The organism is Pseudoxanthomonas sp. Root630 (assembly GCF_001427585.1).
Classification (GTDB): domain Bacteria; phylum Pseudomonadota; class Gammaproteobacteria; order Xanthomonadales; family Xanthomonadaceae; genus Pseudoxanthomonas_A.
Window position 1 is genome coordinate 27,129 of record NZ_LMGY01000002.1, and the last position, 21,107, is coordinate 48,235.

Sequence of the window (21,107 nt, forward strand, 5' to 3'; positions counted from 1 at the left end):
GCCCGCCATGCGCATCCTGATGATGTTCTTGACCGTGCTCCTGCTGGTGGCGTGCAAGCCGCGCGTCAGCGAGGAACAGAAAGCCCAGGCGCTGACCGCGTTCGCGACGGTGGAAAAGGTGTTCCAGCATCCGCGTTGCAGCAACTGCCACATCCCGGGCGACGCGCCGCTGCAGTTCGACGCGCAGACGCCGCATGCGATGAACGTCGTGCGCGGTCCCGACGGCAAGGGCGCACCCGGCCTGCCCTGCGCGACCTGCCATAACGAGCAGAACTCGCCAGCGAGCTACGGCCCGCATGCGCCGCCGGGCGCGCCGCACTGGCAGCTGCCGCCACCCGACCACAAGATGGCGTGGATCGGCCTGCCCGCCGACCAGCTGTGCGCGATGATCCAGGACAAGGACCGCAACGGCGGCCGCGACTTCGACGCGCTGCTCAAGCACGTCGCCGAAGACAAGCTGGTGCTGTGGGGCTGGAATCCCGGTGGCGAACGCGCACCGGTGCCGGTGCCGCACGACCAGTTCGTCGCCGCCTTCAAGACGTGGGTGGATGCCGGCGGACCCTGCCCCGCGCCGGGCGCCGCCGCCGCAGGCGGCGCGGCGCACTGAGCGCCGCTATTTGCTCGACGGAGCCGCGACCAGCGTGTCGCGGCGACGTGCACGCCACAGGCCGTCGCTGGCGAAGATCACCAGGCCCGCCCAGATCGCGGCGAAGCCGACCGCGCGCGTGGCATCGAAGGCTTCCTTGAACACCAGTACGCCGATCAGCAGCTGCAGGCTGGGCGCGATGTACTGCAGCAGCCCCACCACCGACAGCGGAATGCGGCGCACGCCGTAGGCGAAGCCGATCAACGGAACCGCGGTCACCACGCCGCCGAGGATGAGCAGAAGGTCGGTCTTCCATCCGAAGCCGTCGATGAAGCCGCCACCATGACCGAACTCGCCCCACACGACGTACGCGAGTGCCGGCAGGAACAGGTACAGGCTTTCCACGCCCAGACCCGCGACGGCATCCACCGCCACCAGCTTGCGCACCAGGCCGTACAGGCCGAACGAGAACGCCAGGCCCAGCGCGATCCACGGCGGCGAGCCGGCCTCCAGCGTCAGCCACGCCACGCCCGCCAGCGCGAACGCCACCGCGACCCACTGCGCGGGCGATAGGCGTTCGCGCAGCACCAGCACGCCCAGTACCACGTTGATGAGCGGGTTGATGAAGTAGCCCAGGCTGGTTTCCACCACATGGCCCGCATTCACCGCCCAGATGTACAGGCCCCAGTTGAACGCGATCAACAGACTGCTGACGCCGAGCAGCGGCACGGCGCGCGGTTGCGCGCGGATCTGCCGCCACCAGCCGAGGCCGTTCTTCAGCAGCAACCAGCCCAGCACGAGCACCGCGCTCCACACGATGCGGTGGGCGATGATCTGGAAGGACGGCACCACCTTGAGCAGATGCCAGTACAGCGGCACCACGCCCCAGATCAGGAAGGTGCCGACGGTGATCGCCAGCCCTTTGCGGTCGAGCGGCTGCGGGGTCATTTCGATTGCCGCGCGCGCGCCAGGGTGATCACCACCACGCCGCACAGGATCACCGCCATCGCGCCGAGGTCATGCGCAGTGAAGGTCTCGTTGGCGATGAAGGCGCCGAGCGCCACGGCGATGACCGGATTGACGTAGGCATAGCTGCCGACCAGCACGGGACGCGCATGGTGGAGCAACCACACGTAGGCGGTGAACGCGATGATCGACCCGAACACCGCCAGGTAGGCGACCGCCAGCGCGCCGTTCACCGTCCAGTCCGCGACGTTGAAGCGCTCGCCGTGCAGCAGGCCCGCCGCCACCAGCATCACGCCCGCCGCCAGCATCTGCGCGGCGGCCGTCATGAACGGCGACGGCAGGTCGCGCCCGCGCGACCACACCGAGCCGTAGGCCCAGGCGATCGGTGCGATCAGCAACAGCACCAGCCCGACCGGCGAGCCGGTCAGCGAGCTGCCTGCGTTGAGCCAGACAACACCCGCGAAGCCGACGATGATGCCCAGCCATTCGCCGCGCGTCGGATGCTGTCCGCGCATCGCGCCGAACAACCCCATCCACAACGGCATCGAAGCCACCGCGACCGCCGCGAGTCCGGAGGACACGGTCTGCTCGGCCAGCACCACCATGCCGTTGCCCATCAACAGCAACAGCGCGCCCATCACCAGCAGGTTCTTCCACTGCGCGCGCGTCGGCGCAGCGACACCGCGCCAGCGCAGGAACAGGAACAGCACCAGGCCCGCCGCGACGAAGCGGCTGCCCGACACCATCAGCAGCGGCGGGAACCCGCCTTCGAGCGCGAAGCGGATGCCGAGATAGGTCGAGCCCCACACCACGTAGACGATGGCCAGGGCGGCAGCGACGGCGAGGCCGCCACGCGCAGGCGCGGCGGCGGAAACGGAGGAGTTCATGGGAAACCGTGGGGAGTGCGGTATGCCGTAATTCTAGGCCAGGCGCGGACCAACGGCATGGCGAACATGCCCTCGATCGTTTGAAACCTTTCCGCCCCGGCTTGAATTCCGCTCAAGCCTGTCGCTGGTCCTGCTATGGGAGCGACGTCAGTCGCGACGGGAACGACGGCCAAGCTTGGTATCCGGAGGCGACAGGATTGCGGTGATCGGAGCATGGCCCTGTCCGATCAGGCGCTCCTGCTTCAGCACGCGTCGCGACTCACGCCGCTCCCACAGACAATACAGCGCAGGATCACCCGCGCTCCCGCTCCAGCAGCTGCTGTTTGCGCGGCAGGCCCCAGCGATAACCGCCCAAGGAGCCGTCGCCGCGGATCACGCGGTGGCATGGCACCACGACTGCGATGCGGTTGTGTGCGCAGGCGCTGGCCACGGCACGCGCGGCGCGTGGTGCGCCCAGTTGGCGCGCGAGCCCGGCGTAGCTCACCGTCTCACCCTCGGGCACCTTCATCAACGCATCCCACACACGCTGCTGGAAGCCGGTGCCCAGCAGGTCCACCGGCACTTCCGCCTCGCGTCCGGCCAGGCGCTCAGCCACGGCCTGCAGACGCGGTGCGAGGAAATCATCGCGCCCGGCTTCCACGCGTTCGAGCTGCGCCTGCGGGAACTCCTCGCGCAGTCGCTGCTCCAGCGCCGCGTCATCGTCGCCCAGTTCGATCGCACAGATGCCGCGCTCGGTGGCGGCGACCAACGCGCGCCCGAGCATGGTGTCGACCAGCGTCCAACGGATCTCCACGCCGCGCCCGCCGGCGCGATAGGTCGCCGGGGTCATGCCCAGGCGGGCGGCGCCGCTTTCGTACAGACGGGAAGGCGAGCCGTAGCCGGCGTCGTACAGCGCGGTGGTGACGTCATGCCCGTCGCGCAACGCCGACTTGAGCGTGCCGAGCTTCCGGCGCGCGAGGTACTCCGCGGGGCTGAGACCGTAGCGCGCACGGAAGCGCCGCTGCAGATGCGAAGCGCTGAGGCCGGTGCGCGCGGCGAGATCGGACAGCGAAGGCTCGCCGTGGTCGAGCAGGCGGCGCGCGACCTCGAGCGGGTCGGGCGAAGGCACGTGGAGAGCGGGCGGGCGGCGCGTCATGGTGTCCATGCGCCCAGACTAGGCCGGGCGTAGCGGGCGCGCTATCCGGATCTTGCGCTTGAAGCGGCTTCGGTCCCGGGGATTTCCTGTAGGAGGGGCTTCAGCCCCGACCGCCTTTTCGAGATCGCATGAAATCGGATCGAAAAGCATCGGGGCTGAAGCCCCTCCTACAAGGGCAAGGTCATTCGGCCCAGCGGCCGGGGCCCGGCGAATCCGGCAGGACCTGCGCGGACAGCTTGCGGTCCTGGCCGAGGATCTCGATCGCGTCGCCGAGGATCGCGGCCGATTCGCGCAACAGCGGATCCGGGCGCTTGTCCGCCAGCTTCTCGCGCTGCGCGTCCCGGACGATGTCGCGCTCGGACGCGCCCAGGCCGTCGTCGGCCAGGTCGTCGGCGAGCGGGTCGAGCGCCAGGCCCAGCGCCTTGCGTTCGGCCTGGCGCTGTTTGCGCTGCGCATCCTGGCGATCGCGCTCGGCACGGCGCTCCGTTTCATTGAGCGAGACGTACTTCTTCGCGGCTTCGGCACGGAACTGGGCGACGTCTTCCGACCACCACTGGAATTCCTTGTCCTTCGCCGAACGCGCGGCGTGCAGTGCCTGCAGGCGAGGCAGCAGCGGCGCGAAATTGCCGTAGGTGGTGTGCGGCAGCGCGGCGATGCGCGTCCACGGCAGCGCGTTGTCGTAGGTGCTCTCGCCGTACTCGCTGGCATCCACGCTCACCGGGAACGCGATGTCGGGCACCACGCCCTTGTGCTGGGTGCTGCCGCCGGCCACGCGGAAGAACTGCGCGATGGTCAGCTTCACCGAGCCGAAGCGCGGCGCTTCGTTCGCCGGCCAGCGATCCAGGTCCACCATGTTCTGCACGGTGCCCTTGCCGAAGCTGGTCTCGCCGATCACCAGGCCACGACCGTAGTCCTGGATCGCGCCAGCGAAGATCTCCGACGCCGAGGCCGACGCGCGGTTGATCAGCACCGCCAGCGGGCCATCCCACGACACGCCGGTCTTGCGGTCGCTGTTGACGGTCACGCGACCGCCGGATTCGCGCACCTGCACGACCGGACCCTTGTCGATGAAGAGACCCGTAAGTTCCACCGCCTCGTCCAGCGAACCGCCGCCGTTGTTGCGCAGGTCCATCACCACGCCATCCACGCCCTGCGCCTTGAACTGGGCGAGCAGCTTTGCGATGTCGCGGGTGGCGGAGTTGAAGTCGTTCGGATTGCGGCGGCGGCCTTCGAAGTCCTGGTAGAACGCCGGCAGCTTGATCACGCCGATGCGGCGCGCGGGGCCGCTCGCGTCGGCCGGCAGCGTGATGGTCTCGGCCTTGGCCGCCTGTTCCTCCAGCTTCACCTTCTGCCGGGTGATCGTCACCGTCTGGTGCTTGCCATCGATGCCGGCTTCGACCGGGATGTACTCGATGCGCACCTGGGTGTCCTTCTTGCCGCGGATCTGCGCGACGACATCGTCGATGCGCCAGCCGATCACGTCGGTCATCGCCCCCGATTTGCCCTGGCCCACCGCGACGATGCGGTCACCGACCGTCAGTTTGCCGCTCAGGTCGGCCGGACCGCCGGGCACGATCTCGCGGATCGCGACCAGGTCGTCCTGGCGCTGGAGCACGGCGCCGATGCCTTCCAGCGACAGCGACATCGACTGGTTGAAGTTCTCGGCGGTGCGCGGAGTGAAGTAATCGGTATGCGGATCGATCGCGCTGGTGTACGCGTTGAGGAAGGTCTGGAAGACATCCTCGGTCTTGAGTTCGTTGATGCTGCGCTGGAGATTGGCGTAGCGCTTGTCCAGCGTCTTGCGGATGTCGTCGGGCTTCTTGCCGGCCAGTTTCAGGCGCAGCCAGTCGTTCATCACCGACTTCTTCCAGATGGCATCCAGCTCCTTGCCATCGGTCGGCCACGGCGCGTCTTCGCGGTCGTAATCCCAGCGCTGGCTGCCGGTGAAGTCGAAATCCTGCTTGAGCAGCGCGCGCGCATACGCCACGCGCTGGCCCACGCGCTGCTTGTAGACGGTGAAGATCTCGTACGCGGCCGCAAGGTCGCCGCTGCGGATCGCGTCGTCCATCTTGGTCTTGTACGGTGCGAAGCGCGCCACGTCGGCAGCGGTGAAGAACTGCTTGCCGCCATCCAGCGCATCGAGGTATCGCTTGAACACATCCTGCGAGAGCGCATCGTCCAGCGGGCGCGGCCGGTAGGCGTAGCGGCTGTCCGACAGCAGCCCGTACACGAGCTTGGACGTGTTGGCCTGGTCCGCCGTGGGCGCCACGGCGACCGCATCGCCGTCGCCGCGCGCGAGCAGCGCCAGCGGGGTCGACAGGGCCAGGGCCAGCAGCAGGAGGGGGGCTTTCTTCAGTTTCATGGGCACTCGTGGTCCCGGGGGACCGTCAGGCTGGAACGATGGCGGGTTCGACACGATGACAGTGCACAAAGTTGCGCGCCTTGTCATCTGCCTTTCGGCAGCCTAAAGGCCCTGGCGTAGGGAAAGGTGAACCGCGCCCGTGCCAAGGCCCGCAGGGGCGCACGGCGACGCCGGCCCAAGGGGGCCGGCATCACGGGAGGCGACGTTCAGACCGCCTGGCGGGCGGCGTGGGCGGCCTGCGCCGCCTGCTGGTCGGCGTGGTACGAGGAGCGGACCAGGGGACCGGATGCCACATGGCTGAAGCCCAGCGCCATGCCGTACTCCTCCAACGCCTTGAACTCTTCAGGCGTCCAGTAGCGCAGCACCGGATGGTGGTGCGCCGTGGGCTGCAGGTACTGGCCGATGGTGACCATGTCGACGTCGTGCGCGCGCAGATCGCGCAGCGTGCCCTGCACCTGCTCCATGTTTTCGCCCAGGCCCAGCATGATGCCGCTCTTGGTCGGCAGGTGCGGGTGCTGCTGCTTGAAGCGCTGCAGCAGGGTCAGCGACCACTGGTAGTCGGCGCCGGGGCGGACATTCGGGTACAGGTCCGGCACGGTTTCGATGTTGTGGTTGAACACGTCCGGCGGGTTGACCGCCAGGATCTCCAGCGCACGGTCCATGCGGCCCTTGCCACGGAAATCCGGGGTCAGGATCTCGATACGGGTCGTCGGCGAGTGCTCGCGGATGGCCGCGATGCAGTCGACGAAGTGCTGGGCGCCGCCGTCGCGCAGGTCGTCGCGGTCCACGCTGGTCACGACGACGTACTTCAGGCCCATGTCGGCCACGGTATTCGCCAGGCTGAGCGGCTCGGACGGGTCCGGCGGCTTGGGCCGCCCGTGGGCGACGTCGCAGAACGAGCAGCGCCGCGTGCAGACCTCGCCGAGGATCATGAAGGTGGCGGTGCCGTGGCCGAAGCATTCATGGATGTTCGGGCAGCTGGCTTCTTCGCACACCGTGACGAGGCGGTTCTCGCGCAGCTTGGCCTTGAGCTTGGCGACCGAGCCGTCGGAGGGGATGCGCACACGGATCCAGGACGGCTTGCGCAGCACCGGCGCATCGGCGAACTGGACCGGCGAGCGCCCGATCTTGTCGCCGCCGAGCTGCTTGGCGCCGGCCTCGAGGGGGGCGGACGAGGAGCTGACGACTTCGAGGGGAATGACGCGTGCGGGGGTGTCGGCCATGACGGCAATTCTAGCCGCTTTCGCCAGGCTGCCCTCGGCCTCGCCGGGACCGCTGCTGATGCGAGCCCCCTGAGTCAGGGGGCGCGGCGAAGCCGCGGGGTGCGGTAGCGCAGCTCGGGGCCCAAGGTTTGCGCAGCGAATCTTGGGTTCTCATTCCTGCGGCGCAGGAATAAAAAAGCCCGCAAAGGCTAGGCCAATTGCGGGCTTGCTCCCTCCCCCACGTCGGGATGCGGGGCCATCGTGAAGGGTCCGTTACGGGCCATGCACGCTGCACTGCAAAACAGAACCGATGGGTTCAGTACGTTCAGGTGTGATGTCACGATTATGAATGCGAGCAAAACCCAAGCCTGGAAAGGGTGTTACCGATATCAGACCAATTGATGAGGCGAGTCCGGAAATCATCATTACGTTCTTCACTCCATTTACCTGAACAGGGCTCACCCCGATCGCGCGCGCGAAGCCGGCTGTACGCCATCTACTTCAGGTAGTGCGGCCGCCCGTCGTACCACGCCCTCGCGCGCACCGGATGGAAGGTGCGCTGGGTGCCCTGCATTTCCACCCCCAGGCTCAGTGCCCGCCACTTGGCGTACAGGTCGCCCTGGCGCTGGCCACCCTGCAGCCGCAGCCGGGCAAGCACTTCGTAGCGGTCGTTGCGCGCCTGCAGCCGGTCCAGCACCAGCACATCGTCCCGCCACTGCACGCGTCCCTGCACCTGGGCCTGGCCGGCATCGAGCAGCGTGTAGACCCACCCGGGGTATTCCTTCTTCCGGGAAAACAGCGCCAGCAGGAAGCCGACGTCCTTCATCGTCACCTCGGCCTGGCCGCCGGCATCGAGCGGTGCATCGATGTCCAGCCTGGCCCGGGCGAAGCGCGCGCGCGCCCACCAGCCGCGGCGCGCCTCGCCACCCGGCTCGGTGAAGCTGACATGGCGCACCTGCAGCGTGCTGCCGTCAGCCACGAACGCGCGACGCTTGAGGTCTGCGCGGCGCAGGCGCACGCCCAGATCGACGTCGCCACGCAGCTGCAGGCCGGCCAGGTACATGCGCGTGCCGCGACCGGCGATCCGCAGCGTGCCGTGGCCCACGTCGCCAGCCGCATCCAGCGACAGGTCGCCGCTCAACACACCGGCGCCGCCGTCGAAGCGCATGTGCCGGCGTGGCAGGAACGGGTTGTAGACGCGCAGGTCGGGCACGGTCGCACCCTCGAAGGCGACCCGCGCCTTGAGCGTATCGCGCAGCTGCGCCACCGGCCCGTCCGCATTGAGCCACAAGCGCAGGTTGCGCCCGCGTACGTAGGCGCGTGCCGGCGCCTTCACCGACGCCACGTCGAAGTGCTCCATCACCGCGGTCAGGCGTGGCACGAGTTCGCCCTGCGACCCCGCCTCCAGGCGGATGTCGGCGCGTGCGCGCCCGCGGATGCGGTTACCCATCACGTCCGCCACCGCATCCACGCCCGGCACGACGATGCGGCTGCCCGCAGCCAGGCGCCCGTCCACCACCTGCACATCGGCACTGACGGCACCGGCGCCGTCGAGTGTCAGCCAGGGCGCCTGCGGGAAGAGATCCGACAGCCAGCGCAGCGAATCGAAATGCCAGGCGCCGACCACATGGCCGGACGCACGCGGCAACACGCCGGCGAACTCGCGCAACGGCACCTCGCGTCCGCGCAGGCGCAGGTCGGCCTCCACCGCCAGTCGTCCGTCGGCCTGCGGCGGCACGATCGCCTTCACGACGATGTCCTGGTCGACGGCGAGATCGATACCGAGGATGTCGTGGCGCGCGGCGCCAGCGATGTCGTTGCCGGCCACGGCCATCGTCCACTGCAGTCGCCCACCGGGCTTCAACTGGCCGCGTTCGAAGCCCAGGTCGATATCCGCGCGACCTTCTCCGGGCGCCAGCGCCAGCGACACGTCGCCGCGCGGACTCACCACGACGTTGAGCCCGGCGGTGCGTCCGCCCAGCACCAGGTCGATCCGGGTCTTGCGCAGCTTGTCGATGCCGGCGGCGTCCTCGCGCCGGTGCCGGTCGATCGCGAACCCCGCATGCAGCGTCGTTTCGCGCAGTACTTCGGCGCCGTTGCGGGTCAGCCGCGCCTGCTTGAAATCCGCGATCGATGGCAGCAGCTCCATCGGCCCGCCGCGCAACTGCTTGTAGAACCCGACCCGCGCCGTGCCCCGTCCGGTCAGCTCCAGTCCGTCGTAGAACGCGCGTCGCACGCTGTCGCTGGCGATGGCATCGAACTGCAGTTCCCAGCCGCCTGCGCGCGCGGGCTTCGGTGCCAGCTCCGTGGCCGTCCGGCGCACGCCGCCTTCGACATCGTCCGCGCGCACCTCCGGCACCTGCAGCCGCCTGTCCAGCAATGGCCGCAGTGCGATCCTGCCCTGCACGCGTGCGGCCTGCGCCTGCCACGCCACGCGCCGCGCCTGGCCTTGCAGCCGCACGTCGGTCAACGTCACCCGTCCCGGCCACCAGCTGTGGCCGGAGGCCCACTGCATCTGGAAACGCTCCGGCTGCCGGTTGATGACCGACGGCCCCAGCGAGGTATTGAGGAAGATCGCGGCGGCGAGCAGATAGGCCACGTAGAGCGCCACCAGGGCGACCGGGAGCCACCACCACCTGCGCCGCACGACGGTGCGAAAGGATGTCCGTTCCATCCGCACAGGATGCCGTATCTCCGGCCGCGCACAAGGCACGACCCGACGGGTCAGCGCGCGGCGAAGTGTCCGTGGAAGCCCAACGGCACCGTGTAGGGCAGCCACGCCTGTGCGACCGGACCGGCATCGACGCGTCGCGCGTCGAATACCGCGACGCCGCTGCGGCCGCGCCGGCCGTCCAGCAGCGTGCCGACCAGCCAGCCATCATCCGGACGCCGGCTGCCCGGGCGCGGTACGAACAGATGCTCTTCGACCAGCACGTCCGGCCCGAAATCGTGCACCTGCCGGCGCCCACGCGCGATGTCGAACGCACCGAGGCCGTTGAAGTAGGGCGCCGTCGATGCACTGGCGCGCACCGGTGCGTACAGTCGCGCCGGACCGCGGGAGGGCGTGCGCGCGTCGAACACCGGGAACTCGATGCCGGCGACGCCGGTGTCTTCCCAGCGCGCGTGGCCGCTGCGCAGGTCGAGCACGAGCTCGCGCACCGGCCCCTCGCCGCCATGCGCCTCCGCCTGTCCGCTCATCGCCGCCTTCATCGGCGAACGCGCATCGTCCACGTCGGGGTGCTGTACGGCGCGCACCACGATGCGTCCGTCGCGCTCGAAGGCATCGCCGAAGTGATAGATCGCCGCAAAGTCGGCCTCGAACCAGCGCGCGACCGACGGCGATGCCTTGTCGACCACCGCGATCCGCAGCGCCTGGTCCTGCTGGAAGCGCAGGCGTTCGAAGAACGCACCGGAACCTTCCGCATAGCGGAACGGAATCAGCACGAACACCAGGTGGCGATCGGTCATCGCGAAGCTGTGCAGGTAACCGGGCACCGGCGTCTCCAGCACATCGGCGGACGCCAGCGCGCCGTCGCGACCGATATGCCAGACCATCAGGCCGTTGCCGCCCAGCATCGAAATGGAGCCGAAGTTCCACGACGACCCGTCGCGATCGACCAGCGGGTGCGCCGAGAACGGGATCGCGGCCAGGTCGGGCCGCCATGTCACCGGGCCCAGGGTGGTCAGTTGGTCGGGATCGAGTTCGAACGCCGAGCCGGCCTCGCACAATGCGAACAGGCGACCGTTGATCATCGTCACCGAGGTGTTGGCCGTGTTCGCGTCATCGTTGTTGCGGATGGCCTGCATGCCGGGGATGGTCGTGCCGGCCACCGGGTAGAGGAATTTCCCCGCCTTCTGCTCGCGGGTGAACTTCGGTGTGGCCACCATGCGCGCGTGGTGGGTCAGCGTGCCGTCGCCGTTGAAGCGCCAGCCGTGCACCATGCCGTCGCCGTCGAACCAGTGTTCGTAACGGAAGCCGGCGCGCTCGGTCCAGGCCGGGCCGTTGCGGTACAGCGTGCCGGCGAAGCCGGCCGGCAGCCGGCCTTCGAGCGACACGGTCGCCGGGCCGAGGGTCTCGGACTGGACGGATTTCCAACCGGCCAACCACGGGTGTTCGTGCAGGCCGTCGGCGAAGCGGGCGGGGTCGCCGGCGAAGGCGTGCTCGCCCCGCAGCAGCGCGGGCGCGATGGCCAGCGCGGTGGCGCCGGAGAGCAGGTTGCGCAGGAAGCGGCGGCGATCCATGGCGGCGGCCTCAGCGCAGGGCGACGTCGATGCGGGTCGCTTCGCCGGCCAGCTCGAAGCGCGCCTCGTCCCAGGTCGGCTTGCGCATCACGCGCGGGTTGTTGCTGAAGCCGTAGCCCTCGACCGGCATGCCCATCATGTTGGTGTCGAGCTGGCCGTTGCCGTTCTCGTCGTGGGTGATCAGCACGGCGTAAGCGCCCGGCTTGAGGTCCTTGAACACGAATGTGGCCTGCTCACCGCTGGGCGGTGCGCCCGTGGCCTGCACCGGCGCGGCCTGGCCATCCCACCCCGCCTGCGAATCGACCAGCGCGACCTTGATCAGGCCCGTCTGCGCGCGGACGTCCTGCAGGACCACGGTCAGTTCCGCGGCCTGCGCACCCGCGGTGGCGGTGAGCAGGGCGGACAGGAGGAAGGCGCGGCAGGCGAAGCGGTTCATGGCGGACTCCGGTGGATGGCGGGAACGTGTCGCCAGTCTCGTCCGCACCCTGCGCCGGGTCAGTTGCCAACGGTCATCGATCCGACCTGCCGGAAGTCACTTCTTCATATGCCCGGCCAGTGGCAGCCGGTTCGCGGGGGTGGGCCGCCCCAACAGGAAGCCCTGTACCGAAACGCAGCCCAGCGTACGCAGCGCATCCAGTTGCGCCTGCTGCTCCACGCCTTCGGCGGTCACCGACACCTGCATGGTGCGCGCGAGCTGGAGGATGGCGGCGATGATCGCGATCGTCGTGCCAGGTGCGTCCTGCAGCAGGCCCGCTGCGAACGACTGGTCGAGCTTGATGTGGTCGAACGGAAGTTCGCGCAATTGGGCCATCGAGGAATAGCCCACGCCGAAGTCGTCGATCGCGATGCGGATGCCCATGCCACGCAACCGCGCGAGTACCGCGCGCGTGGACGCCGGATCCTTCGCCAGCGCCGATTCGGTAACCTCCAGCTCGAGCCGCGAAGGAGGCAGGCCGACCCGGTGGAGGATATCCAGCACGGCATCGGCCAGCGGCGGCCAGGCCAGTTGCACCACCGACACGTTGACCGCCACCAGGGTGGACGGCGGCCAGCGCAACGCATCGCGGCAGGCACGCTCCAATACCCACAGACCCACCGGCAGGATGAGTCCGGACTCCTCCGCCTCAGGAATGAAGTCGGCCGGACTGATGCGTCCATGCAGGGGTTGCCGCCACCGCAGCAGCGCCTCGTACCCACGCACCTCGAGCGTATCGGCCGCGTGCACCGCCATGTAGTCGATCTCGAACTGGTCGCTGTCGACCGCGATGGCAAGGTCGCTGACCAGCGCCAAGCGTTCGCGCAGGTGCTCGCTCATGGCCGGCTCATATAGACGGAGCGTGTCGCGGCCGTCGCGCTTGGCGGCATACAGGGCGGTGTCGGCGCGACGCAGCAGTTCGTCGTGCGAGGTCGGCACAGCCGGGAACAGCGCTGCGCCGATGCTGGCGCGGACGTCCACGCGGAAGCCGTCCACCCATTCCGGCTGGCGCAGGGCGTGGAGCACGTCCTCGAGCCTGCAACGGGCCTCGTCTTGCGCGGTCTCCGCCGGCAGATCGCGCAGCAACAGCGCGAATTCATCGCCGCCCAGTCGCGCCAGCGCATCCCCGGGTCGGCATGTCCGCCGCAGCCGCTGCGCCACCAGGCACAACACCTGGTCCCCTACCGGATGGCCGAGGCTGTCGTTGATGTTCTTGAAGTGATCGAGGTCGATCAGCGCCATCGCCGCCGACCGGGTCGACGCTGCGCTTTCAGCATGCTGGCCCATGAAAGCCCGCCGGTTCGGCAGCCCGGTCAGCGCATCGTGGTGGGCCAGGTGATGCAGGTGGCGCTCGCGCTGCAACGCGTCCGCTTCGCGCAGGCGCGCATCGGAAACATCGCAGCCCACGCCACGCCAGCCGGTCCACGCACCGGAAGGCGCATGCAGCGGGCGGGCGCTGATCTTCCAGCTGCAGGTCTCGGCGGTCGCCGCTTCCACCACCACGCCGCCGAACGGTACCGGGGCATCCAGCCGCCGCTGCAGCGCCTCGGTGCCGACCTCCCGGTCACTGGCGACGGCGATCAGGCGCTTCCGTGCGAACAGCGAGTAAAGGTGCTTCCCCACCAGGGTCGTCTCGTCCCGTCCCAGCGTCCGCGCCAGGCCGGGCCCTACCCGGCTGAGGATGCCAGCGCGATCGCTTTCCCACAGCCAGTCGTTGGCATTGCTCTCGAACTCGCGCAGCAGCAGGCCCACGATGTGCTTCTGCCGCGCCGCCGACGTCTCCGCCTCGATCCGCTTCACCAGCGTCCGGGATACGAACAACAGGGCGACCGTCAGCATCACCGCGTAGCAACACAGCTGCAGGACCGTCATGCCCTGCGCCAGGAAGCCCAATCGCGCCACCATCAGGCATGACGCCACGGTCAGGATGACCAGCCACACGAACGACACAAGCGGTGCGGTGACGCCCACCAGCACCCCGGTCGCGATCAGTCCCGGGGTGTAGGCGGCCAACAGCAGCCGGCTGCCATCGCTGGCGGCGAGAGGCGCACCGAGGTAGAGACCGACGCCGCAGGCCAGGGCCGCCAGGCTGCACCAGCACGCCGACACCCACAGGTCGGACAACCGGTGCCCTTGCGTCGCCGGCCGTCGGGCGCACCCCCACCGGCCGACCGCATGCACGGCCCAGCCCACGTGGACGACGATGAAGGCGAGGGCCCAGGGTTGCCACCGATGCCCCCGCAGGAAAGGGGTCATGACCTGGAAGACGCCGAAGCCGGTGAACAGGTTGGACGCGACGTACCAGGGGATGACCCGGAAGAGGTTGCGCAGTTGCCGGTCCAGCAATGCCGCACGTGTGGCCGCATCTGCATGCGGCAGCGCCCAGCACTTGCGGAGTTGCTTCCACAGCATCAGCGTCCCTTTTCCGGCGAGGGACGCCCGCGATGCCGGTCATGCCGGCATCACGACGGCGCCCGTGATCGACACCCTCACTTTCGGTGCGCCGCCCCGTGAGCGGACATCGCGGCGCGGGTCCTCAGGCGGCCTTGGCCAATCGCCGGATCCGGACCGCTTCGGCGAGCCGCTGCAGGACCTGCACCGACGCCTCCCATCCGAGGCACCCGTCGGTGATGCTCTGGCCGTACCGGAGCGGCTGGCCGTCGACCAGATCCTGCCGCCCCCCGACCAGGTGGCTTTCCACCATCACGCCGACGATGCGGCGCTCGCCGCCTTCGAGTTGCGAGGCGATGTCGTCGATCACTGCGGGCTGGTTGTCGGGATTCTTGCCGCTGTTGGCATGACTGGCATCGACCATCAAGCGCGCCGGCAGCCCCGCCTTGGCGAGCACCTGGCTCGCCGCCTCGATGCTGGCCGCATCGTAGTTGGGCGCCTTGCCGCCACGCAGGATCACGTGGCAATCCGGGTTGCCGGCCGTCGCCGCGATCGCCGAGCGGCCTTCCTTCGTCACCGCCAGGAAATGATGCGGATGCGACGCCGCGCCCACCGCGTCCACCGCGATCTTCACGTTGCCGTCGGTGCCGTTCTTGAAACCGACCAGGCAGGACAGGCCGCTGGCCATCTCGCGGTGCACCTGGCTTTCGGTGGTGCGCGCGCCGATCGCGCCCCAGGCCACCAGGTCGCTGATGTACTGCGGCGAGATGGTATCGAGGTACTCGCAACCGGCCGGCAGGCCCAGCGCATTGATGTCGCGCAGGAGACCACGCGCCAGGCGCAGGCCGCGGTTGATGTCGAAGCTGCCGTCGAGCGCGGGGTCGTTGATCAGGCCTTTCCAGCCCACCGTCGTGCGCGGCTTCTCGAAGTAGACGCGCATGACGATCTCCAGTTCGCCCGCCAGCGCGTCGCGCAGCGGCTTGAGGCGCGCGGCGTACTCCATCGCGGAGGCGGGATCGTGGATCGAGCACGGACCGATCACCACCACCAGGCGATCGTCGCGTCCGTGCAGGATGTCGTGCAACGCATCGCGCGCTTCGGACACGGTTTGCGACACCGCATCGTCGCAAGGCAGTTCGCCGATGATCGCGGCGGGCGTGACCAGCTCATCGAGCTTCCTGATGCGCAGGTCGTCGGTATGGGGGGCCATGGGGGTTCTCCGGAGTCAATAAAAAAGCCGCCAGGTTCGCTGGCGGCTTCAAGGGGATTCTTCTGGTGTCTACCTAGAATGAACGCAGCCTCGCCACCGCCGTGGGATCGCGGTAATACCAAAACCAAAAGCGGGCGCGGGTCGGGTTCATCGGGGCGTAGTGATACCACGCCATTCGCGGGCGCGCGAATGTTTCATCTGCAACGTGGCGGACCCGGGTCAGGCGACTTCGAAGAACAGCAGGTAGACGAGGCGGCCGTCCTCCAGGGAATCGCCGAATGCTTCGCCCGCCGTGTGCCACATCCACGGGCGCAGCATCAGCAACCGGTTGAAGCGCATGGGGACGCGCATCGTCATTTCCCACTTGCTGTCGTCCACCGTGTGCTTGCTGACGATCTCCTGGTACATCTGTTCCTGCGAGGCGAAGCCGGCGGCGGCCAGTTCCTCGTGGGTCATCGGCGCGCGGTCGCTCCGGGTGGGCAGGTGCCGGAAGAATTCGGTGCCCCCCCGGCAGTCCTCCGGCCGGCTCAGGTACAGGACGCCGGACCAGTGCGCCTTGTCGATGTGCACCTTCGCCCGGCCGATGTCGCCGGCCAGCGTGATCCTGAACTTGGCGTGCGATTGCGGCGGCGGCGCTGGGCGCAAGCGTTCGCCCACCAACTGCGAGACCGCCTCGGTGAGCCCGTCGATCTCGACCCGTTCGACCGAATTGCGGCCGGGAAACGCCCCCTTCTGGTCCGGGGGGTAGGTCAGCCGAAGGCCCGCCTCGCGCAACGCGAGCGCATCACGGGTTCCCAGGAAATCGTCCACGACCAGCAGTGAGGTAGGCATGGACGTCGAGGCTATCCGGACGCCCGAACGCCGACAAGCTCCCTGATCGCCGCCTCCGCCGCCGAACGGTGACCGCGTGCCGCATGCGGTCGCGTTGGCACCCTTGTCGCAGCCAGCGACGCCACCTCCCGTGCACCATGGCCCTGTCCCGCCGACACCTGCTTGCGGCCCCCGCCGCCCTCGCCGCCACGGCCCTGCTGCCCGGCTCGTTGTTCGCCGCCGCCGCCGCGCAGACCCCCACCCTGCCCGACCTGTCCGACTGGGAAGCCGTGCGCGCGCAGTTCGCGCTCGACCCGGCCTACCTGCACTTCGCCTCGTTCTTCATCGCCAGCCACCCGACGCCGGTGCGCGAGGCACTGGAGGGCTATCGGCGCGCGATGGATGCGAACCCGTTCCTGTTCGTCGAACGCGCGATGTTCGAGGACGACGCACACAACCTGCCGCTGCAGGTCTGCACCGAAGCCGCGGACTACCTGGGCGGGCAAGCGGCAGAGGTCTGCCTGACGCGGAGCACGACCGAAGGCCTCGCACTGGTCTATCACGGCCTGCCGCTGAAGGCCGGCGATGAAGTGCTGACCACGATCCACGACCATTACTCGCACCACGAATCCATCCGGCTGGCGACCGCGCGCGCAGGTGCCTCGATGCGGAAGATCGCGCTGTTCGCCTCGCCTGCCACGGCCAGCGTCGATGAGATCGTCGGCCACCTGAAGGCGGCGGTACGTCCCGCCACGCGCGTGGTCGGGATCACCTGGGTGCATTCCAGCACCGGCATCCGCCTGCCGATCCGTGAAATCGCCGCGATGCTGCGCAGCCTGCCTTCGCCGCCGCTGCTGGTGGTCGATGGCGTACACGGACTTGGCGCGGCCGACGATACGGTCGCCACGATGGGCGCGGACTATTTCTGCGCGGGCACGCACAAGTGGATGTTCGCGCCGCGCGGCACCGGCCTGGTATGGGCGAGTGCGGCGAACTGGGCGCGCCTGCAGCCGCTGGTGCCCAACTTCACCGAACTGGAAAGCTACAAGGCCTGGGCAGAAGAACGTCCGCCCTCGGGTCCCGCCAACGCGGCGCGGATGATGCCCGGCGGCTTCCATGCCTTCGAGCACCAGTGGGCGATGGCCGCGGCGTTCCGCATGCACCGGCAGATGCAGCGCCCACGCGTGGCCGCGCGCATCAGCGCGCTGAACGATCAACTGAAACAGGGCCTGGCCGGCCTGTCGAAGGTGAAGGTGCACACGCCGCGCGCTGCGGCGTTGTCGGCGGGGCTGGTGGCCTTCGAGATAGAGGGCGTGGCGCCGACCGACATCGTGAAGCAGTTGCTCGCACGTCGCATTGTCGCCAGCACCAGTCCCTATGCGGTCAGTTACGCGCGGTTGGCGCCGAGCCTGGTGAACACGCCCGCGGAGGTGGACGAGGCGGTGCGCGCGGTGCGTGCGATCGCGGGCTGAACGCGCCCGACGAACGGCAACCGCGCGCGATGGCCCCTGCGCCAGGATTTGCGCGTTGGTTCCCATTGCCGGTCGTCGCAAGGCGATGACCCGCTGTCCCCTCCGCTCTCCCCGGATCGTCATGCCCCCGAACGACGCTTCCCCCCGCCCGCTGGACGACATGTTCGGCGAGGTCTACCAGGAACTGCGCCGGCTGGCGCACAAACAACGGTTTCCCCGCGACGGCGCCACGCTGGACACCACGGCGCTGGTGCACGAGCTGTACCTGCAGATGAGCCACCAGCAGCCGCAGTTCACCCATACGCGGCAGTTCTATGCGTATGCGGCGCGCGCCATGCGGCACATGCTGGTCGACCGTGCGCGTGAACGCGCGCGCATCAAGCATGGCGGCGACCTGCGTCGCACCGACTACCGCGACACCCTCGCCGGCCAGGTGACGATCGATCCGCAGCACGCGCTGGAACTGGACCAGGCGCTGCGCCGTCTGGCGCTGGATGATGCGCGCGCCGCCGAGGTGGTGGAACTGCACTACTTCGCCGGCCTGCCGCTGGAACGCATCGCCGCGCTCTGCGACCTGAGCGTGCGCACCGTCTACCGCGACTGGCAGTACGCGCGGGCGTTCCTGGGCGCCCAGCTGGCCGCATAAGCGCGCCGGCATGTCAGGGTCGGGCCCCGAAAGACGCTTGATGGCAGACCCTCTTCCGCAGACCCCCGCCATGCCTTCCCTGCGCCAGTCGTTCGATGCGGTCGTGGACCTGCCCCCGGAGGCACGGCGCGACTGGATGGACCGGCACTGCCCCGTCCCGACCGATCGTCGCGACCTGGAAGCCCTGCTCGCCGCGCACGCGCGCACCGAGCCACTGCTGCTGGACACGCCCGTTGCCGCGGTGATCGACGCGATGAAGGCGGAGGATATGCGCCCACCGCACGCCTGGATCGGCGAGCGCATCGGCGCGTTCCGGTTGATCAGCCCGCTGGGCCAGGGCGGCATGGCCAGCGTGTTCCTCGCGGAACGCGAGGATGTGGATTTCCAGCAGCGCGTCGCGGTCAAGCTGTTGCGCCGCGGGCCTTACTCCGAACTGCAGCAGCAACTGTTCCGGCGCGAACGACAGACGCTGGCCGCGCTCACGCATCCGGCCATCGCGCGCTTGATCGACGGCGGCGTCACCGACGAAGGCGTGCCCTATCTGGTCATGGACCACGTGGACGGCCTGCCCATCACACGCCACGCGGAACGTCGCAGCCTCGACCAGACTGCACGCCTGCAACTGCTATGCGATGTCTGCCGCGCAGTGGATGCCGCGCACCGGCAACTGGTCGTCCATTGCGACCTCAAGCCCTCCAACATCCTGGTCACGTCCGAAGGCGCACCGCGGCTGCTGGATTTCGGCATTGCGCGCCTGATCGACGCCACCGGCGACGGCGAAGGCGAAGGCGCGGCGGCGATCGGACTGACCCCAGGATATGCGGCACCGGAGCAGTACACCGGCGCCGCGGTCACCACGGCCACGGACGTGTACGCGCTCGGCGTGTTGATGCAGGAGTTGCTCAGCGGCGAGCGCCCCGGCGACACCGCGCGCCCGGACATCGCGTTGAAGGGCGACCTGGGCGCGATCCTGTCGAAGGCCACCGCCGCCGACCCCGCGCGCCGCTACGCATCGGCGGGCGACCTCGCCGACGACCTGGAACATCACCTGCGCCACGAGCCCGTCCGCGCGCGCACGCCGTCGCCGTTCCATCGCGTGCGCCTGTTCGCTCGCCGCCACCGCGGTGGCGTCGCCGTCGCGGCCCTGCTGATGGTCGCCGTGCTCGCCAGCCTGTCGGCGGCGCTCTGGCAGGCGCACACCGCCCGCGTGGCGGCGGCCGACGCGCAGGAGCAGGCGTGGCGCGCGCGCAACGAAGCGCAGCGCGCGAACGCCGTGCGCGACCTGCTGGTGCAGCTGTTCGAGAACGAAGTCCCGCGGGGCCCGCGCGCCGCGCTGCCGGACACCGCCACACTGCTCGAACGCGGCGCCGAGCGCGCGCGCACCGACCTGGTGGCCTCGCCCGCACTGCAGGTGGAAATGCTGGTGGTGATCGCGCGGATCTACGACCAGATGTCGCGCTACGACGATGCGCGGCCGCTGCTGGCGCGCGCCGTCGCCACCGCGCGCACGCTGCCCGCGCGCGACCATGCCGCGCTCGGCATGGCCCTGAGCCAGCAGGGTCAGCTCGCCTCCAGCGAGAAGGACTATCCGGCGGCGCTGGCACTCCTGAACGAAGCCCTCACCGTACAGCGCAGCGTGGACCCGCACGGGCTCGCCGCCGCGCTCACCTACCACCGCCGCGCGATCGTGCGCAGCGAGATGGACGAGCACCAGGCCGCCATCGCCGACCATCTGGCGGCCATCGCCCTCCAGCAGGCGCGCCTGCCGCCGCGCGATCCCCGCCTCATCCGCAGCTACGGCGCGCTCGGCACCGCGTACACGCGCGCGCACCAGGCCGACCAGGCCGTGCGCTGGCAACGGCATGCCCTGGCGCTGACGCGCGCGGCGTACGGCAACGACCATCCGGAAACCTCGCGACGCCTCAGCAACTACGGCATCGCATTGATGGCGGCCGGGCAGATGGCGGACGCCGAGCCGCCGCTCCTCGAAGCCGTCGGCATCGCGCGCCGCATCTACCGCGGCCCGAATGCGGACGTCGCGCCGCGTGTGCACAACCTCGGCGGGGTTTACCTGGCGCTGGGTCGCCTCGACCGGGCCGAGCCGCTGCTGCGCGAGGCCATGGCCATCGAGCATGCGATCGGTCGCGAGCGCGCCCCCGGCATCGGGTTCTCGCTGGCGAAGCTGTCCCGTATCCAGGAGCTGCGCGGCGATCTGGCCGGTGCGCGCACCCTGGCCGATGAGGCGCGGGCGCAGTTGGACAGGGTGCTACCGCCGACGCACGAGCAACGCCTCGATGCCGAACTCCGTGTCCTCCGCCTGCAGTTGGTCGCCGGCCTCGATCGTGATCTGCGGGAGCAGGCGATCGACTTGCAGCGGCGCGTCGATGCGCTACAGGAGCCCTATCTGTCCGCGACTGCGCTGTACGTGCGCGCCCTGGCGCACGCGCGGCAGGGCGAGGATGCGCGCGCCATCTCGATGATCCGGCAGGCCCTGCAGATCAGCGCGCGTCCGCGCGCGTTCCCGCACGACCTGATCGCGTGGTACGCCACGCTGGCGCACCTGTACGAGCGCGCCGGCGATACTGCGGCCGCGGCACGCGCGCGCCGCGAAGGCCTCGCCTTCGCCGACCGCATGGAGATCCCCAGGGCGCATCCTGCGCGCCGCGCGTTGGTAGCACCCGCAACCGTCACGATGGCCAACGCCCCCTGAACCATCCGGTGCC

General features: G+C 69.4%; 15 protein-coding genes. 4 read left to right on the top strand and 11 right to left on the bottom strand.

Translation table 11 applies throughout. The annotated features are described in order from the left end of the window. Window positions 1-7 precede the first annotated feature (7 nt). Window positions 8-607, top strand: a complete 600-nt coding sequence (locus ASD72_RS03080; protein WP_056878520.1) for a hypothetical protein — start codon at window positions 8-10, stop codon at window positions 605-607. Between the two features lie 6 nt (window positions 608-613). Here ASD72_RS03080 and rarD read toward each other — a convergent pair whose 3' ends face one another. The 11 genes from rarD to ASD72_RS03135 form a co-directional block, all read right to left on the bottom strand. Further along, entirely contained in the window at window positions 614-1,534 is a 921-nt protein-coding gene (gene rarD / locus ASD72_RS03085) for an EamA family transporter RarD (RefSeq protein WP_056878521.1), read from the bottom strand. Further along, the gene (gene yedA / locus ASD72_RS03090) at window positions 1,531-2,439 is read right to left on the bottom strand and encodes a drug/metabolite exporter YedA (RefSeq protein ID WP_056878522.1); all 909 of its coding nucleotides are present in this window, start codon (window positions 2,437-2,439) and stop codon (window positions 1,531-1,533) included. Before yedA ends, rarD begins: the two co-directional genes overlap by 4 nt. A 292-nt stretch (window positions 2,440-2,731) precedes the next feature. Beyond that, the gene (locus ASD72_RS03095; RefSeq protein ID WP_056878523.1) at window positions 2,732-3,574 is read right to left on the bottom strand and encodes a methylated-DNA--[protein]-cysteine S-methyltransferase; all 843 of its coding nucleotides are present in this window, start codon (window positions 3,572-3,574) and stop codon (window positions 2,732-2,734) included. A gap of 181 nt (window positions 3,575-3,755) precedes the next feature. Beyond that, window positions 3,756-5,936 (bottom strand): carboxy terminal-processing peptidase, encoded by a 2,181-nt coding sequence (locus ASD72_RS03100; RefSeq protein WP_056878524.1) that lies wholly within the window; start codon window positions 5,934-5,936, stop codon window positions 3,756-3,758. Between the two features lie 206 nt (window positions 5,937-6,142). After that, window positions 6,143-7,159, bottom strand: coding sequence for a lipoyl synthase (gene lipA, locus ASD72_RS03105; protein WP_056878525.1), 1,017 nt, complete (start codon window positions 7,157-7,159; stop codon window positions 6,143-6,145). A 475-nt stretch (window positions 7,160-7,634) separates the two neighbouring features. After that, window positions 7,635-9,812 carry a hypothetical protein gene (locus tag ASD72_RS03110; RefSeq protein ID WP_056878526.1) on the bottom strand — a complete coding sequence of 726 codons (2,178 nt, stop codon included), beginning with the start codon at window positions 9,810-9,812 and terminating at the stop codon, window positions 7,635-7,637. Window positions 9,813-9,862: 50 nt separating this feature from the next. Further along, window positions 9,863-11,380 carry a carotenoid oxygenase family protein gene (locus tag ASD72_RS03115; protein ID WP_056878527.1) on the bottom strand — a complete coding sequence of 506 codons (1,518 nt, stop codon included), beginning with the start codon at window positions 11,378-11,380 and terminating at the stop codon, window positions 9,863-9,865. 10 nt (window positions 11,381-11,390) lie between these two features. Beyond that, the gene (locus tag ASD72_RS03120; protein WP_056878528.1) at window positions 11,391-11,816 is read right to left on the bottom strand and encodes a DUF2141 domain-containing protein; all 426 of its coding nucleotides are present in this window, start codon (window positions 11,814-11,816) and stop codon (window positions 11,391-11,393) included. A 96-nt stretch (window positions 11,817-11,912) separates the two neighbouring features. Further along, window positions 11,913-14,267, bottom strand: a complete 2,355-nt coding sequence (locus tag ASD72_RS03125; RefSeq protein ID WP_056878529.1) for a bifunctional diguanylate cyclase/phosphodiesterase — start codon at window positions 14,265-14,267, stop codon at window positions 11,913-11,915. A gap of 124 nt (window positions 14,268-14,391) precedes the next feature. Then, window positions 14,392-15,456 carry a 3-deoxy-7-phosphoheptulonate synthase gene (locus ASD72_RS03130; RefSeq protein WP_056878530.1) on the bottom strand — a complete coding sequence of 355 codons (1,065 nt, stop codon included), beginning with the start codon at window positions 15,454-15,456 and terminating at the stop codon, window positions 14,392-14,394. A gap of 219 nt (window positions 15,457-15,675) precedes the next feature. Beyond that, window positions 15,676-16,287 carry a DUF6445 family protein gene (locus tag ASD72_RS03135; protein WP_056878531.1) on the bottom strand — a complete coding sequence of 204 codons (612 nt, stop codon included), beginning with the start codon at window positions 16,285-16,287 and terminating at the stop codon, window positions 15,676-15,678. A 137-nt stretch (window positions 16,288-16,424) separates the two neighbouring features. Here ASD72_RS03135 and ASD72_RS03140 point away from each other — a divergent pair, with 137 nt between their 5' ends. From ASD72_RS03140 to ASD72_RS03150, 3 genes are all read left to right on the top strand, one after another. Further along, the gene (locus ASD72_RS03140) at window positions 16,425-17,738 is read left to right on the top strand and encodes an aminotransferase class V-fold PLP-dependent enzyme (RefSeq protein ID WP_200948818.1); all 1,314 of its coding nucleotides are present in this window, start codon (window positions 16,425-16,427) and stop codon (window positions 17,736-17,738) included. 121 nt (window positions 17,739-17,859) lie between these two features. Continuing rightward, complete coding sequence (locus ASD72_RS03145) at window positions 17,860-18,384, top strand: ECF-type sigma factor (RefSeq protein ID WP_162250336.1); 525 nt, start codon at window positions 17,860-17,862, stop codon at window positions 18,382-18,384. 70 nt (window positions 18,385-18,454) lie between these two features. Beyond that, a complete protein-coding gene (locus ASD72_RS03150; protein WP_056878533.1) occupies window positions 18,455-21,094 on the top strand; it encodes a serine/threonine-protein kinase in 2,640 nt (879 codons plus the stop codon). Window positions 21,095-21,107 lie beyond the last annotated feature (13 nt).

Excerpts from the sequence above, each read along its gene's own strand:
- ASD72_RS03080 (WP_056878520.1), top strand. The coding sequence starts at position 8 with ATGCGCATCCTGATGATGTTCTTGACCGTGCTCCTGCTGGTGGCGTGC.
- ASD72_RS03095 (WP_056878523.1), bottom strand. The coding sequence starts at position 3,574 with ATGACGCGCCGCCCGCCCGCTCTCCACGTGCCTTCGCCCGACCCGCTC.
- ASD72_RS03150 (WP_056878533.1), top strand. The coding sequence starts at position 18,455 with ATGCCTTCCCTGCGCCAGTCGTTCGATGCGGTCGTGGACCTGCCCCCG.
- ASD72_RS03115 (WP_056878527.1), bottom strand. The coding sequence starts at position 11,380 with ATGGATCGCCGCCGCTTCCTGCGCAACCTGCTCTCCGGCGCCACCGCG.
- rarD (WP_056878521.1), bottom strand. The coding sequence starts at position 1,534 with ATGACCCCGCAGCCGCTCGACCGCAAAGGGCTGGCGATCACCGTCGGC.
- yedA (WP_056878522.1), bottom strand. The coding sequence starts at position 2,439 with ATGAACTCCTCCGTTTCCGCCGCCGCGCCTGCGCGTGGCGGCCTCGCC.
- ASD72_RS03135 (WP_056878531.1), bottom strand. The coding sequence starts at position 16,287 with ATGCCTACCTCACTGCTGGTCGTGGACGATTTCCTGGGAACCCGTGAT.
- lipA (WP_056878525.1), bottom strand. The coding sequence starts at position 7,159 with ATGGCCGACACCCCCGCACGCGTCATTCCCCTCGAAGTCGTCAGCTCC.
- ASD72_RS03145 (WP_162250336.1), top strand. The coding sequence starts at position 17,860 with ATGCCCCCGAACGACGCTTCCCCCCGCCCGCTGGACGACATGTTCGGC.
- ASD72_RS03140 (WP_200948818.1), top strand. The coding sequence starts at position 16,425 with ATGGCCCTGTCCCGCCGACACCTGCTTGCGGCCCCCGCCGCCCTCGCC.
- ASD72_RS03100 (WP_056878524.1), bottom strand. The coding sequence starts at position 5,936 with ATGAAACTGAAGAAAGCCCCCCTCCTGCTGCTGGCCCTGGCCCTGTCG.
- ASD72_RS03110 (WP_056878526.1), bottom strand. The coding sequence starts at position 9,812 with ATGGAACGGACATCCTTTCGCACCGTCGTGCGGCGCAGGTGGTGGTGG.
- ASD72_RS03125 (WP_056878529.1), bottom strand. The coding sequence starts at position 14,267 with ATGCTGTGGAAGCAACTCCGCAAGTGCTGGGCGCTGCCGCATGCAGAT.
- ASD72_RS03130 (WP_056878530.1), bottom strand. The coding sequence starts at position 15,456 with ATGGCCCCCCATACCGACGACCTGCGCATCAGGAAGCTCGATGAGCTG.
- ASD72_RS03120 (WP_056878528.1), bottom strand. The coding sequence starts at position 11,816 with ATGAACCGCTTCGCCTGCCGCGCCTTCCTCCTGTCCGCCCTGCTCACC.